This window comes from Pseudomonas sp. NPDC087346 (assembly GCF_044744235.1).
Taxonomy (GTDB): domain Bacteria; phylum Pseudomonadota; class Gammaproteobacteria; order Pseudomonadales; family Pseudomonadaceae; genus Aquipseudomonas.
Map to the genome: position 1 here is coordinate 94,410 of NZ_JBIUXX010000008.1, position 14,470 is coordinate 108,879.

Sequence of the window (14,470 nt, forward strand, 5' to 3'; positions counted from 1 at the left end):
TAACGGATTGAATGCGCTATTCCTTATAGCTTTTTAAGTTGTAGATGGTTTTTCCGCGTACGGTGCCGGGACTGACGAACGGTTTTGTCAAAACCGCAATTAAAGATGCACTTCAACCGCCAGCGGCAAATGGTCAGAAAGATGAGTCCACGGTTTATTGCCGAGAATCTGCGGGTCGTGACTGCTGGCATTGCGCAGGTAGATTCGGTCCAGTCGCAGCAATGGGAAACGCGCCGGATAAGTCTTGGCCGGGCGCCCATGATGGCGTTCGAAAGCTTCATGCAGATAGTCGCGGCGGGCAAGGGCGGTATTGCCCTGCAACTGCCAGTCGTTGAAGTCGCCGGCAATAATTACCGGAGCGTCATCCGGCAGCGATTCCAGCAACTGGCAGAGCAACTCCAGTTGTAGCTGCCGGTGACTTTCCAGAAGACTCAGATGCACGCAGATCGCGTGGACTTCGGCATGCCCCGGCACGTCCAGTACGCAGTGCAGCAGACCCCGGCGTTCGGGGCCGGTGATCGAAACATCGAGGTTACGGAATTCACGGATCGGGTACTTGGACAGCAGTGCATTGCCGTGATGACCGTCGGGATAGACCGCGTTACGACCATAGGCAAAATCGCTCCACATGCTGTCGGCGAGAAACTCGTATTGCGAGGTTTGTGGCCATTCGTTGTAACGGTTGGAGTGACGTTCGTGTTCGCCGACCACTTCCTGCAGAAACACCAGATCCGCCGATGTGCTGCGCACTGCTTCGCGCAGCTCGGGGAGGATGAAACGCCGGTTCAGCGCGGTGAAGCCCTTGTGAGTATTGACCGTCAGCACGCGCAGACGATGGACGACTGCGGCATCGACAGCATGACGCTCGGGATCACTGGACACGTTGGCTCCTCTGAATCGGGGTGGCTTATTCATGCGACTGATGCGAGCGCACGCAGTTCACTTCAATCACCACAAACCCATTGTGGGAGCAGGCCTGCTCGCGAAGGCGTCGGCACATTTTGTATTTCTGCTGACGGATACACCGCTTTCGCGAGCAAGCTCGCTCCCACAGGGATGTAACGGTTCAGACGAAGACGATTTCGTAGGGCAAGCGCATGCGCTCCAGTAGCGTCGGCGATAAAGTCGGGGCGATGCCCATGGTCGGGTCGCCGTTGAGCTGGCTGGCGTAGGCGTGGGCGGCGTGGCTTTTGCGGGCGACGGTCCAGGTATCAAGTCGTACCTTGCGCGCACGTTCCCAGGGAATCTGTTTCTGCTCACGTTCCGGACGGTGCCAGGCCCAGACCGGCAAATCATAAAAGGTCGCGCCGATCTGTTGTGCCGCCCTGAAACTGGCGCGACCCACCACGTCATGGTCGTCGGTGCCATCTTCACGCCAGGTGCTGAAAACCACATCGCCCGGGCGCAGGTAACGGCTGATGAATTCCACCAACTGGTTTTCCTGGTCGTACAACGCATTGTCAGTGAAGCCGCCGCGCACCCATTTCAAGCTGTGCATCGGCAGGCCGAGGCGGCGCAGGGCTTCGACGCTTTCCTGCGGGCGGAACACGCTCAGGCGTTTTTCCGACCATTGCCGCGAGCCGGGATGGCTGGCGCTACCATCGGTGATCGACAGCAGTTGCAGAGGGTGACCGAGGCTTGAGAGGAGTTGCAGGAGACCACCGCAGGCCACTACTTCATCGCCGGGATGCGGCGCGATCAACACGGCGCGAGCGCCAGCAGGGACCAGACTGTGAGTGCCAATGACCGGGATGTTTTCCAGTTGCGGGGCGTTGTTCCAGATTTGTGCAGGCAGGGTACTTTCGCTGAGGGATAAGGTTTTCATGGGTGCTACGTCCTTGTTGTGTCTGGCCCTCAATCGCGCACATGGCGTGTCTATGACACGTCTGGCCGACCCGTGAAGGCAGTTTGATTGCAATGTGCAGCGCTCCGAACCCTGGATTGCTGCGGGCAGAGTATTGCTCAATAAGGACGATTCGTCGCGTCACAGATCAATCTGATCCGCTTTTTTTTGCGTTATCTGTACTAATTTGTGCAGATAGTCACCAAATCCGCCGCGTGCGCGACTGTCGAGTCGAGCACTGGTGTGTACTTGCGGTCGATGGCTCCAGGCGATATTTGCACCGCTGAGTTCCAGCTGACGAACCAGTTGCACATCCTCATCACAGGCCAGCGGTTCAAATCCGCCGGCCCAGCGATAGGCATCGGCGCTGATGCCGAGGTTGGCGCCGTGGATATGCCGATGACCGTCACAGGCCTGATAGTGGCTGTGATAGCGGATTTGCGCGGCCTCATCAAACGACTCGTGCCAGCGCTCGACGGTAACTGTGCCGCACACCGCATCTGCGCCCAGTCCGAGCTGCGCTACCAGCCAGTCATCGGCCACGCGACTGTCGGCGTCCGTACAGGAAATCCACCGCGCCCCGCGCTCCAGCAGAATCCGAGCACCGGCTGCGCGAGCCTGGCCGACATTGCGCGCCTCGATGCTCAGACACGCCACCGGATATTGGCTGACGATCTGCGCCGAGCGGTCGGTGCAACTGTCCAGCACCACAAGGATCTCCACTGGCTCCCCAGCCAGTAATCCATGCTTGCTGGCGCGCAGCGCCGTACTCAGGCAGGCGTCGAGCAGGTCCTCTTCGTTGTGCGCCGGAATCAGGATGCCGATCATCGCAAACCCTCCAGCGCCGCCACCGAACGTGGTTCGCGGCTCCACACTTCGAGAATGAAATCCGCTTCCTGATGCAGCAGCAGACGCGGCATTTGTACCTGCTCATGGATCATGTCGTGAACCTGCCGCGCATTCAGCGGGCATCCGTCGATTGGCGGACGCCAGTGACAGGCGAGCAATTGGCCGTCGGCGGTGAGGGATTGACTGATGTGCTGGATAACAGCTGTCAGATCTTTACCGTCGAGGTAGTAGCCGATTTCGCTAAATACAATCAGGTCGAATTTCTCTTGCGGCCAGTCCTCGGGCAAGCGACTTTGGCGAACTTCTGCGTGATCGAACAGACTCAGGCGAGTGGTCGCCAGTTTCACCGCCGCCGTGGCGGTATCGCAGCACAAAAGTCGATCACAACGCCCCGCCAGTTCGGCGCTCAACTCACCATTGGCGCAGCCCGCTTCGAAGATCGATCGATAATGTGGACGCGGCAGGGCAGCGAGGGTAATCGCGCGTTTGCGTTGTTCGTACCAGCGTTCGCGGAATGCCCACGGATCGTCATTGCCGGCGAACAGGCCTTCGAAATAGCGATCTTCAACGCTCACAGGAACACCACTTCAAAAGGTTGCAACAGTCGATCAAGCACGTAGGGCGCCAGCACCGGCCCGAGACCGACGTCGGGATCACCCTCCAATTGGCTGGCGAAGGCATGCACTGCGTGGCGTTTGCGGGCGATCTGCTCGGGCGACAGCAGAATCTTGCGTGCGCGCTGCCAAGGCACGAGTGCGTCTTCCGGGGTTGCCCAGTGCCATGTCCATACCGGCAATTCGTGACAAGTTGCGCCAACCCGTCGCGCCGCTTCTGCGCTGGCGCGGCCAACCGCTTCGTGGTCGCTATGGCCGTCCTCACTCCAGGTGGTAAAAACCACGTCGCTGCTGCGCAAATGACCGGCGATAAAGTCGCTGAGCTGATCCTCGCGGGATGCCACTTGTGTGTCGGCAAAGCCACCGCGCAACCACTTCAAACGATGCATCGGCAGGCCGAGACGACGCAGCGCTTCGGCGGATTCCTGCGGGCGGATCACGCTCAAACGCTGCACCGGCCAACGCTGGGAGCCCGGATGACTGGCACTGCCGTCAGTCACCGAAATCAGTTGCAACGGGCGCCCGGCCGCCGCCAACAGTTGCATCAACCCACCGCAACCGAGCACTTCGTCGTCCGGGTGCGGGGCGACAATCACTGCGCGGGAACCGGGCGGCACCAGGCTGAGGATGTCGATGCTGTCCAGCTCTGCCAGATGCCGCGAGCTTTGCCATTGGTGCAGGGTGGTGCCCTGGCCGACAATCGGATTGGTTTTCATAGCGTCCATGCCTCACCGGGCTGGCCGGCAATCAATTGGCCGAGGGCGGCAAGGTCGCGCTCGGCATGACTCTGTCGCAGGAATACCGGCAGATCGGCGATCAACCGGGCGAAGTGCCGATCCTTGCAATACGGTCCGGCGCCGAGTGCGCGGCCAACGTCGCGCATCACCTGTTCGGCGGATTGTTCGATGACAGCGCGCGCGCGTCGGGCCAGCAGTTCAGCGTTTTCTTCAGGGGCTGAATCGATCTTTAATGCACTGCATCGCAGCACATCGGCAGCGGCCTGCAATGCGGTATCGACTGCGCCGAGATGCGCGAGGGCATGCGGTTCTTCACGTTGCGCGCAGTGTTGGCGCAAGCGCTCGGCGATCTGCCGCGTCGCGCCATACCAGCACGCGGCGATGCCGATTCCGCCTTGCCAGAAACCCGGACGTTGCAAGTAATCGCCGGGGCTGCCGATGGCCTGGGCTTCAGCGCCGTCGAACAGCACTTCAACGCTGCCGGTGGCGCCCATGCCGACGGCGTTCCAGCCTTGGTCGGTGATGGTCACTCCCGGTTGATCGAGCGCGACCGCAACCAGTTGCTGTTGCTGATCGCCATCCCAGGCAGTGAGCAACGCGTGGCTGAGCACACTGGCTCCCGAACACCAGGCTTTGCGCCCGTTCAGCGCCACCATGTGCCCGAGCGGAATGACCTGCACCCGCGCTTGCGGCGGTTCAGCGGCCCACATCCCCCAAGTGCTGCCCGGAGTCGGCGTGCCACCGAGTTGCTCGATGATCGCCAGCGCGTCGGTATGGCCCTCGTAGAGTTTGCACAGCCCCAGATCATGCCCGCCGACATCGGCCAGCGCGCGAAAGCGCTCAAGTGTGCGTCCGCTGCCGGGGAGCGGCAAATGATCCAGTCCGGCCTCGACCATCGCCCGCAGACACTGGCCGAGTGCGGCGGTGTCGGCATAGTCCGGCGGGCGACGGGCGAGATAGTTTTGCAGGTCCATATCAGTCTTCTTCTTCACGTTGCAGTTCGAACAGCAGCAGCGAACGCCCGGTGACCGAGTATTCATGGCCGAAGTCGAAGCGTTCCTGGCCGCGAATCGACGGCTGATTGGTGTCGATCATGCACGTCCAGAAACTGCCTTCGGGCACTTCCGGCAATTTGAAATTGACGATGTCGTGATGCGCGTTGACCACCAGCAACAGGGTCGCGTCGGCACCTTTGCGGCGAATCCCGGTTTCCTGTGCGCGACCATCCAGCAGCATGCCGAGGCAACGGTTGTGCGCGTCATGCCAGTGTTCGGTGGTCATCTCCGTGCCGTCCGGCGCCAGCCATGTCACGTCTTTCACACCGATGTCTTCGTTGTATTCGCCGACCAGAAAACGTCCGCGACGCAGGATCGGGTACGCGAGGCGTAACTTGATCAGACGTTTGACGAATTTCAGCAGCGCTTTGCCGTCCTCGCTCAGGTCCCAGTTGACCCAACCGATCTCGCTGTCCTGGCAATAGGCGTTGTTGTTGCCGTCCTGAGTGCGGGCGAACTCGTCGCCAGCCACCAGCATCGGCGTGCCCTGCGCCAGCAGCAAGGTGGCGAAGAAGTTACGCATCTGCCGGTGGCGCAGCGCATTGATCTCAGGGTCATCGGTAGGTCCTTCGACGCCGTGGTTCCACGACAGATTGTTGTTACTGCCGTCCTGATTGTTCTCGTCGTTGGCTTCGTTGTGTTTGTCGTTGTACGACACCAGATCGTTGAGGGTGAAACCGTCATGCGCAGTGATGAAGTTCACTGACGAATACGGCCGCCGTCCACGTTCATTGAACATCTCGCCTGACGCCGTCATGCGGCTGGCGAAATCGGCAACCTGACCGTCGTCGCCTTTCCAGAAGGCGCGCACGGTGTCGCGGAATTTGTCGTTCCACTCGACCCAGCCCGGTGGGAAATTGCCCACCTGATAACCACCGGGGCCGCAGTCCCACGGTTCGGCGATCATTTTCACCTGACGCAGCACCGGGTCCTGGCGGCAGGCGACGAGGAAGCTGTGACGCTCATCGAAACCGTCGTGATAACGCCCGAGAATCGTCGCCAGATCGAAGCGGAAGCCGTCGACATGCATCTCGCTCGCCCAGTAACGCAACGAGTCGGTGACCATTTGCAGTACGCACGGGTGGCTCAAGTCCAGCGTGTTGCCAGTGCCGGAATCGTTGATGTAGAAGCGCTTGTCGTCGGGCATCAAGCGGTAGTACGAGGCGTTGTCGATACCGCGCATCGACAGGGTCGGGCCTTGCTCGTTGCCCTCGGCGGTGTGGTTGTAAACCACGTCGAGGATCACTTCGAGATTGGCTTCGTGCAGATGCGCGACCATTTCCTTGAACTCGGCGATCTTGCCGCTGGCGAGATAGCGCGGGTCCGGGGCGAAGAACGCGATGCTGTTATAGCCCCAATAGTTGGTCATGCCTTTTTGCAGCAGATGCTGGTCGTTGACGAAGGCGTGAATCGGCAACAGTTCCACGGTTGAAACGCCGAGTTTGCGGATGTGTTCCAGCACATCATCGACCATCAGCCCGGCGAAGGTGCCGCGCACGTTTTCCGGCACTGAGGGATGGCGCATGCTGATGCCGCGCACATGGGTTTCATAAATGATGGTCTTGTCCCACGGCACGCTGACGCGATGGTCGTTGCCCCAGGTGTGAGCCGGGTCGATGACTTTGCACTTTGGCACGAAGGGCGCGCTGTCGCGTTCATCGAAACTGAGGTCGGCATCAGGGTGGCCGATGGTGTAGCCGAACAGCGCTTCGGACCATTTGAGCTGACCGACCAGTTGTTTGGCGTAGGGGTCGATCAGCAGTTTGTTGTGGTTGAAGCGGTGACCGTTGGCCGGGTCGTACGGGCCGTAAACGCGGTAACCGTAGATCAGGCCGGGATGGGCGTCGGGCAGATAGCCGTGGTAGATCTCGTCGGTGTACTCGGGCAGTTCGATGCGTTCGAGTTCGACTTCACCGGCATCGTCGAAGATGCACAGTTCAACCTTGGTCGCGTTGGCGGAAAACAGCGCGAAATTGACGCCAAGACCATCCCAGGTCGCACCGAGCGGGAAGGGCAGACCTTCACGAATTCTCGAGGCCTCGACATGAGGTGCGGGTGCGGCTTTTTTTGGATTGGTCATGGTTGCTCCTGCAAAACTGGGGGTGATTGCTACGCTGCTTCTCTCTGTGGGAGCGAACTGTGGTGAGGGGATTTATCCCCGTTCGGCTACGAAGTAGTCGCAAAACCAGCACAAACGGTATGACTGATACAACGCGATTGCCGGATTTGGGGTCGCTGCGCAACCCAACGGGGATAAATCCCCTCACCACAAAAACTCACTCCTGCAAGGGTTAATAGTGTTTCTTCAGGGCGAGTGCGCCCTTTGTGGCGAGCGAACCCGCCACACGGTTGTTCAATTCAGATATCCGGAAAGCGTCAGTTGGCCGGGGGCTTCTTGGTCGCTCGGGGCTTTTTCTCGGCGGCTTTTTCGCCTGGCGGGACGACCTTGGCAGCGCTGGCCGGTTTGGCTTTGGCCGCTGTTGGCGCTTTAGGCTTGGCCGCAGGCGTCTTGGCGTCAGCAGCTTTACTGCCGGCCGCTTTCGGTGATTTCTTCGGAGCGAGCGCCTCGGCTTCTGCCAGTTTGCGCGCCATCTCCCAATGCCGTGACTCATGACCTTCAGGTTTCCCTTCGGATTCCCAGATCTGATAGGCGAACTCGCGGATGCGTTTATCGTCGGTACTCATCGCAATGCTCCTGAGCTGAACTTGTACTTACGTTAAGTGTTGGATAAAGAGATTGACCGGAATATTCCCCAGCGCGTCGCTGACGTTCAGCTCCCTGTTTTTTGTGACTGCTGCGTTTGCAAAAAGTCCCTTCAGGTTTGTGTCGCAGGCGAGGAACGGTAAAACCACCCGCGTATCGCCCCAACGCAGCGCATCCACTTGAGGGATGGCACTGTTTTCCAGCAGCGTCGCGCAACGTACCGGCACGATCACGATGGCCCGCTGACCCTCGTGCTCGCGAGCAAATGCGAGCACGTTGTGCGCCTGACTGCCCAGCACCTCAAGGGCCTGGTACGAGCCGCGCCGGAACAACCCGGCATGTTCGGCGCGCAGGCGCAGCACTTGGGCGATCAAGGCTTGCTTGATGCGCCCGTCACGCCAGTTCGCCAGCAATTCCTCGACTGCGACTTGCGCATGCAAGGCTTGCTCGCGAGCGGCGTAATCCACCGGCCGGCGGTTGTCTGGATCGACCAGGCTGAAATCCCAGAACTCGTTGCCCTGATACAGATCCGGCACCCCCGGCACTGTCATGCGCAGCAAGGTTTGCGCCAAGCTGTTCAGCGCGCCGGCAGCGGCAATGCTGTTGACGGTCTTGATCAGGGCAGCGCGCAGCAGTTCGCCTTCATTACTTGTAAGCAATCTTTCGGTGAAGGTTTGCGTGGCGTTTTCATAGGCTTCGTTAGGCGCGCTCCAGCTGCTTTGCAGCTTGGCTTCGCGCAGGGCTTTCTGTTGCCATTGCCAGATGCGTTTGGCGTAATCCGCAAAACCCGCCTGATCGTCATCACGCAGTTGCAGCGGCCAACTGCCGAGCAAGGCTTGATAAAGAATCAGCTCATCGCCGGACGACGGCAGTTGATCGTCATCGCGCAATGGCCGGGCAAGGGCACGCCACAACTCGACCTGTTCGGCGTACCAGTGGCTGCGCTCGCTGAGCACTGCCAGACGCGCCCGGGTGTCTTCACCGCGCTTGTGGTCATGGGTGGCGGTGGCCAGCAAGTTGTCGGGAAACTGCGCCAGACGTTGCTGATTGACCGCATGAAAGTCGCTGAGCGGCGCGCTGAATTGTTCAGTGTTGTAGCCGACGTCATTGCGCGACAACAACACCGCCGAGCGATACAGCGCGGTGTCTTCCACGGCTTTCGCCGCTGCTGGTGAGGTCAGTTGCTGAAAGCGCACGCAAGCGTGTTTGAGGATTTTCCGTGAACGCCCGCGAGGCTTGCGTCGCCACGGCTGGCCACCGAGCCAACCGGCCAGACAGTCAAGCACCGGCCAATCACTCTCGCCGAGGGTCTGCTTTGCACCCTCCATGGCTTGCTGGAAAAACACCTCGTCCTGCGCCGAACGCCCGAGTGCGCTGATGTAAGTGCGGTACACCGGGAAATGCACAATCAACGCCTGCAATGCGCGACGAATCGCGCCGAGGGTCAGGTCGCGGGTCATCAGGTCATCCCGCGCCACTTGCAGCAGCGCCTGAGCGACGCTTTCGCAATCGCTGGCCAGCGAGCCGTTGAGAATCTGCTGGCGCGCCAGTTGCGCTTCTTCGATAAACGCGGCGGGGCGTTCGGTGCGCCGCTGCCACAGGTCGCCGAGGACGTATTCGCCATCAGGATCGTGTTGCAGCAACGACAGTTGATTCATGAATTCGTAGCCGGTGGTGCCGTCCACCGCCCAGTCGGTGTGCAGGGTTTCGCCGGCACCGAGAATCTTCTCGACGTAGATCGGCAAGTGCCGTCCCGGCGCCAACAGATCGACCCGCCGCCGCAGCTTGCGGCAATAACCGCGAGGGTCGGCGAGGCCGTCGATATGGTCGATGCGCAAACCGTCGACCAGGCCTTCTTCGATCAATTGGAAGATCTTGCCGTGAGTGGCCTCGAACACCGCTGGCCGCTCGACCCGCAGACCGCCCAGCTCATTGATATCGAAAAAGCGCCGCCAGTTGATGTCATCGGCAGCGGTGCGCCAACTGGCGAGACGATAGCTTTGGCGTTCGAGTAGCTGATGCAGTTTGTCGAAGCCTTCGTTGGTGGTGGAGTCGTAGTGCGCGAGATTGCGCTGGATGGCGTCGAGGATCTGCGGGTCGCTCGCCAGTTGCTGCAGTTCTTCCTTCAGCGGCAGCGCCAGCGAATGCGCGTCGGTCTGATAGCTCAGGGAACTGAAGCGTTCGGCAAGGGATTTCAGTGCTTCGACAGGTCTCAGCAGTTCGCCGTAATCACTCGGGCAGATCGGGAAATGATGGTCGTAGTGCTCGACGTAAAAGCTGCCGGTCTGCGCATTGAAGTGCAGTTTCAGCGTGCCTTCCTGCAACGCCACGCCGTAATCACTGCCGAGAAACGGCAGCAGCAACTGGCCTTCCATCAGCGGGTCTGGCGAGTGCCACTGGATATCGAAGAACTCGCCGTACGGGCTCAGTCGTCCCCATTCCAGCAGATCAAGCCACCACGGATTGTCACTGCCGCCGACCGCCATGTGGTTGGAAACAATGTCGAGGATCAGCCCCATGTCGTGCTCGCGCAACGCGCCAACCAGACGCCTTAACGCCGGCTCGCCGCCGAGTTCCGGGTTAACCCGGGTCGGATCGACCACATCGTAGCCGTGCATCGAACCGGAACGTGCCGCGAGCAGCGGCGAGGCATAAATGTGGCTGATGCCGAGACTGGCGAAGTACGGCACCAGCGGCACCGCTTGTTCGAGGGTAAAGCCTTTATGAAATTGTAGGCGCAGGGTGGCGCGTAGCGGGCGGATAAGCGTTTGGTTCATTGATCACGCTCGGCTGCCTGAAGGCGCGCGCAGGCGAGCAGTTCCAGACGTCGCGCAGCATCCGCGCCGTCGAGCAATGCTTCGCTGCTGTTGGGCAGGCGTCGCGACCAGTTCGGGTGGGTGTCTGTGGTGCCCGGCAGGTTGGCCTGCTCCTCGATGCCCAGCGCATCTTCCAGCGGTAGCAGCACCAGCGGCGCCCGGGTGTGGCCGAGGAAACGAACGGCAGCGTCGACAACCTGATCGGCTTCGTGGGATTCCTCGCGAAAGTTCTGCGGGTCCTGGCTCAAGACGCTGCGCAGGCCTTCGCGCTCACGCTGACGGTGGCGGCGCCATTCGATTTCGCCGCTGGCATCGACCAGATTCAGGCGTGCGTTCCAGTCGATATCCTTGCCATGCCACCAGCCATTGAGTGTCGGCAAGTCGTGGGTGCTGGTAGTCGCCAAGGCATTGTCCGGCCAGTCGAGAATCGGTTTGAAATGACAGTTGTCCTGTTCGAACAACAGCACGCGCATGCCCAGCATCGAGCGGGCGATGAGTTTTTCCCGCAGGCCGTCGGGAACAGTGCCGAGGTCTTCACCGAGGACGATGGCCTGATGGCGATGGGATTCAAGGGTCAGCAGGCGCAACAGATCGTCCACCGGGTAATACAGGTACGCGCCGTCAGCCGGGATCGCACCGTTGGGAATCACCCAGAGCCGTTGCAGGCCCATGACGTGGTCGATGCGCAACCCGCCAGCGTGGGCGAAGTTGGCTCGCAGCATGTCGATAAAGGCGCGAAAACCGTTACGCACCAGACCTTCCGGAGAAAACGCGGAGATTCCCCAGCCCTGACCGGAGCGGTTGAGAATGTCCGGCGGGGCGCCAACGGTGAGCGAGGCAAGTAATTCATCCTGAAAACTCCAGGCCTGACTGCCGGCGCCATCGGCACCGACCGCGAGGTCAGCGATCAGACCGATGCCCATGCCAGCGCTACGGGCGGCAGTTTGCGCGCGCTCCAGGCAGCGATGAATCAGCCATTGGCAGAACGCGAAGTAGCCGATGCGCTCGCTGTATTCTTCTGCAAACGCTTCGAGGGCGGCGCCGCGTGGGTCGTGCCAATGCTCGGGCCATTCGCGCCAGTCGAGGCTTTCGCCACGGGATGCGCGCATTTCCTGGATCGCTTCGAAACGGCAGTGATTTTCCAGTGCTTCGCCACCCGTGTGACGGAAACTGGCGAAATCGGGATGCAACGGGTGATCGCCGCTGGTGAAGCCTTCGTACAAGGCTTGCAGGAGTTTTTGCTTGGCATCGGCGGCGCTCGGCCAGTCGATCAGCTTCAAATCTTCCAGTTGCGCGAACTGCTCGGCCAGACCGGTCGCGTCAATGGCATCGCGCAAGGCACGTTCGCCAAGGATCGTGCCCGGCGAGGCATACAAGGAGTTGAGAAACAGCCGGCTCGACGGCGAGTAAGGGCTGTAGCGTCCGGTGTCAGCGCTGAACATCGCGTGCAGCGGGCTGATCGCCAAGGCTTCGGCACCACGTTCGCCGGCCACTCGCGCCAGTTCTTCCAACGCTTGAGTGTCACCAAAACCGCCATCGCCGGGCCGGCGCAACGAATACAGTTGCACGCTCAGGCCCCAGGCGCGGGGGATCGGATTGTCCACCGCATCGCCGACGCTGAAACAGCGCTCGGGCGCGACGGCCAGGGTGAAATATTGATCGGCGATGTGTACCTGTTGATATCCCGCAGGGATCAGCCCGGGCAATATCGCTTGGGCATCGAGCTTCAGGTTCAGCCGCGAGCCGTCTTCGAGGTGGATTTCGCAGGGCGTTTCAGGTTCGAAATAGCGGGCCAGATCCAGCCCGGCGCCGACGTCACTGGTCAGCAGCGGAGGCAGGTGACGATCCTGTTGCACTTGTTGCAATTCAAGCAGGCTGGCGTCGATTTCCTGAGCCGTGCTGGCGGGGTGGCCAAGGCCGATGAGGACATTGCGCAGCACCGCCGGGGCGACTTTTTGCGGGCGACCGTTGGCGTCGATCCAGTCGACGGCAAGGCCCGCTCGGCTGGCGAGAATTTCCAGTTGCGCATCGCTCATAGGCGCTCTCCGTTCAGAGGTTGCAAAGGGGTTGCGGCCGTGAGGCTGACAAGCGCGCAATACGGGGCGAGTACGCCCGGTTCCGACAGATCAGTGGCGGCAGGCTGCTGAAACAGCCACACCGCATCGGTCTGTTCAGGGTTGACCACTGGCGTGTCGCTGAGGTTCAGGTCAATTCGCAACTCGCTGCCATTGCCCAGGCGCCAGCGCGCACTGACCGCGCCATAGCCGAGCATGTGTGCGCCAAGCGCCTGGGTGCCGGACAGATTGGGGATGATGTGTTGGTGGCGCAGTTGCAACAGTTGCCGGTACAACGCCAGCGTTTGCTGCTGAATCGCCGAGCCGTTGCCGATCAGGCGTGGTTGCGAAGCGTGGAAGGTTTGCTCGGCGTTGGGGTCGGGAATTCGTTCGCGTTTGTGCGGATCTTTAAACGCGCTGAACGCGGCAAATTCATTGCGCCGGCCTTCGCGTACCAGTTCGGCCAGTTCGCCGTGGTGACTGGTGAAGAACAGAAACGGTTGTTCGGCGGCGAACTCGTCACCCATGAACATCAGCGGGATCATCGGCGAGAGCAACAGCAGCACCGTGGCAGCCTGCAACGCTCGGGGATCGGCCAGTTGATGCAGGCGCTCGCCGAAGGCGCGGTTGCCGATCTGGTCATGGTTCTGCAAGAACAGCACGAACGCGGTCGAGGGCAGATGTTCGCTGGGTTCGCCGCGCGGTTCGCCGTGGCGGGTGATGTGGCCCTGAAATACAAAACCCTGGCTCAGGCAACGAACCAGTTGCTCAGTCGGCTGCGAGGCATAGTCGGCGTAATAGGCGTCGGTCTCGCCGGTCAGCAGGACGTGCAGGGCGTTATGCCCGTCGTCGTTCCACTGCGCGTCGTAATCGTATTCGAGCAGGCTCGACTGGTTCAGCTCGTTTTCTACGGTGAGCCAGACATGCCGCGTCGGGTCGATCTGCTGGCGGATGCGCTGGGCCATTTCACTGAGGAAATCCGGGTCCTGAATCGCATGCACCGCGTCCAGTCGCAGGCCGTCGAAGCGGTATTCCAGTAGCCACATCAGTGCGTTTTCAATGAAAAACTCACGCACTTCGCGACGGCGGAAGTCGATGGCAGCGCCCCAGGGCGTGTGTTTGTCTTCGCGAAAGAAACCTTTGGCGTAACGGTTCAGGTAATTGCCGTCGGGGCCGAAGTGGTTGTAAACCACGTCGAGAATCACCGCCAGGCCATGGCCGTGGGCGCTGTCGATCAGATGTTTGAGTTGTTCCGGGGTGCCATACGAGGCTTGCGGCGCGTAGGGCAGTACGCCGTCGTAACCCCAATTGCGCTCGCCGGGAAATTGCGCCAGCGGCATCAGTTCAATGGCGGTGATGCCCAGCGTCACCAAGCGTGCGAGATGTTGTTCGACTTCGGCAAAACCCCCAAGCGCACCGACGTGCAGCTCGTAGATCACCGCTTCGCTCCATGGCCGACCGTGCCATGCGCTGTGTCGCCACTGATAGGCCAGCGGATCGACTACAACGCTGTGGCGGTCGATATCTCCATCCTGCGCTCTGGAGGCCGGATCGGGCACTTCCAGTTCGCCATCGATGTTGTAGCGGTAGCGGCTTCCGGCCGGGCAGAGGGTCTCGATCACGAACCAGCCGTCACCCTGGGGCAACATCGCCAGGGATTGCCCGTGTTCAAGCTCCACACTGACGTAAAACGCATCCGGCGCCCACAACGCAAATTGTGTGTGTTCGGCGTCCAGCATGATCGCGCCGTGGGGCCAGGTTTCAAGGGACCGTAACGGCATCGTTGATAACCTCCCTG

At 60.8% G+C, this 14,470-nt stretch carries 11 protein-coding genes; all 11 read right to left on the bottom strand.

The window, feature by feature from the left end; all coding sequences use genetic code 11:
* Positions 1 to 99: 99 nt before the first annotated feature.
* The 11 genes from ACIOZM_RS07175 to treZ all read right to left on the bottom strand — a co-directional run bounded on the left by ACIOZM_RS07175 (position 100) and on the right by treZ (position 14,453).
* Positions 100 to 882 (bottom strand): endonuclease/exonuclease/phosphatase family protein, encoded by a 783-nt coding sequence (locus tag ACIOZM_RS07175; protein ID WP_401211231.1) that lies wholly within the window; start codon positions 880 to 882, stop codon positions 100 to 102.
* Positions 883 to 1,066: 184 nt separating this feature from the next.
* On the bottom strand, positions 1,067 to 1,825 hold the full coding sequence (locus ACIOZM_RS07180; protein ID WP_401211233.1) for a PIG-L deacetylase family protein: 759 nt from the start codon (positions 1,823 to 1,825) through the stop codon (positions 1,067 to 1,069).
* A gap of 159 nt (positions 1,826 to 1,984) precedes the next feature.
* Positions 1,985 to 2,671 carry a glycosyltransferase gene (locus ACIOZM_RS07185; protein WP_401211236.1) on the bottom strand — a complete coding sequence of 229 codons (687 nt, stop codon included), beginning with the start codon at positions 2,669 to 2,671 and terminating at the stop codon, positions 1,985 to 1,987.
* A complete protein-coding gene (locus tag ACIOZM_RS07190; protein ID WP_401211239.1) occupies positions 2,668 to 3,267 on the bottom strand; it encodes an SAM-dependent methyltransferase in 600 nt (199 codons plus the stop codon). The genes ACIOZM_RS07185 and ACIOZM_RS07190 overlap by 4 nt, the downstream gene beginning before the upstream one ends.
* Positions 3,264 to 4,022 carry a PIG-L deacetylase family protein gene (locus tag ACIOZM_RS07195; protein ID WP_401211419.1) on the bottom strand — a complete coding sequence of 253 codons (759 nt, stop codon included), beginning with the start codon at positions 4,020 to 4,022 and terminating at the stop codon, positions 3,264 to 3,266. Before ACIOZM_RS07195 ends, ACIOZM_RS07190 begins: the two co-directional genes overlap by 4 nt.
* Positions 4,019 to 5,017, bottom strand: coding sequence for an acyl-CoA dehydrogenase (locus ACIOZM_RS07200; RefSeq protein ID WP_401211242.1), 999 nt, complete (start codon positions 5,015 to 5,017; stop codon positions 4,019 to 4,021). Before ACIOZM_RS07200 ends, ACIOZM_RS07195 begins: the two co-directional genes overlap by 4 nt.
* Before the next feature lies 1 nt (position 5,018).
* Positions 5,019 to 7,178, bottom strand: a complete 2,160-nt coding sequence (glgX, locus tag ACIOZM_RS07205; protein ID WP_401211244.1) for a glycogen debranching protein GlgX — start codon at positions 7,176 to 7,178, stop codon at positions 5,019 to 5,021.
* 296 nt (positions 7,179 to 7,474) lie between these two features.
* On the bottom strand, positions 7,475 to 7,783 hold the full coding sequence (locus tag ACIOZM_RS07210; RefSeq protein ID WP_401211247.1) for a DUF2934 domain-containing protein: 309 nt from the start codon (positions 7,781 to 7,783) through the stop codon (positions 7,475 to 7,477).
* Between the two features lie 27 nt (positions 7,784 to 7,810).
* On the bottom strand, positions 7,811 to 10,579 hold the full coding sequence (locus ACIOZM_RS07215) for a malto-oligosyltrehalose synthase (RefSeq protein ID WP_401211250.1): 2,769 nt from the start codon (positions 10,577 to 10,579) through the stop codon (positions 7,811 to 7,813).
* The gene (gene malQ / locus ACIOZM_RS07220; protein WP_401211253.1) at positions 10,576 to 12,654 is read right to left on the bottom strand and encodes a 4-alpha-glucanotransferase; all 2,079 of its coding nucleotides are present in this window, start codon (positions 12,652 to 12,654) and stop codon (positions 10,576 to 10,578) included. Before malQ ends, ACIOZM_RS07215 begins: the two co-directional genes overlap by 4 nt.
* Positions 12,651 to 14,453 (bottom strand): malto-oligosyltrehalose trehalohydrolase, encoded by a 1,803-nt coding sequence (gene treZ / locus ACIOZM_RS07225; protein WP_401211256.1) that lies wholly within the window; start codon positions 14,451 to 14,453, stop codon positions 12,651 to 12,653. Before treZ ends, malQ begins: the two co-directional genes overlap by 4 nt.
* Positions 14,454 to 14,470: the final 17 nt, after the last annotated feature.

Bases quoted from the DNA above. Each gene is read 5' to 3' on its own strand.
- ACIOZM_RS07210 (WP_401211247.1), bottom strand. From the start codon at position 7,783: ATGAGTACCGACGATAAACGCATCCGCGAGTTCGCCTATCAGATCTGG.
- ACIOZM_RS07195 (WP_401211419.1), bottom strand. From the start codon at position 4,022: ATGAAAACCAATCCGATTGTCGGCCAGGGCACCACCCTGCACCAATGG.
- ACIOZM_RS07200 (WP_401211242.1), bottom strand. From the start codon at position 5,017: ATGGACCTGCAAAACTATCTCGCCCGTCGCCCGCCGGACTATGCCGAC.
- malQ (WP_401211253.1), bottom strand. From the start codon at position 12,654: ATGAGCGATGCGCAACTGGAAATTCTCGCCAGCCGAGCGGGCCTTGCC.
- ACIOZM_RS07185 (WP_401211236.1), bottom strand. From the start codon at position 2,671: ATGATCGGCATCCTGATTCCGGCGCACAACGAAGAGGACCTGCTCGAC.
- treZ (WP_401211256.1), bottom strand. From the start codon at position 14,453: ATGCCGTTACGGTCCCTTGAAACCTGGCCCCACGGCGCGATCATGCTG.
- ACIOZM_RS07180 (WP_401211233.1), bottom strand. From the start codon at position 1,825: ATGAAAACCTTATCCCTCAGCGAAAGTACCCTGCCTGCACAAATCTGG.
- glgX (WP_401211244.1), bottom strand. From the start codon at position 7,178: ATGACCAATCCAAAAAAAGCCGCACCCGCACCTCATGTCGAGGCCTCG.
- ACIOZM_RS07215 (WP_401211250.1), bottom strand. From the start codon at position 10,579: ATGAACCAAACGCTTATCCGCCCGCTACGCGCCACCCTGCGCCTACAA.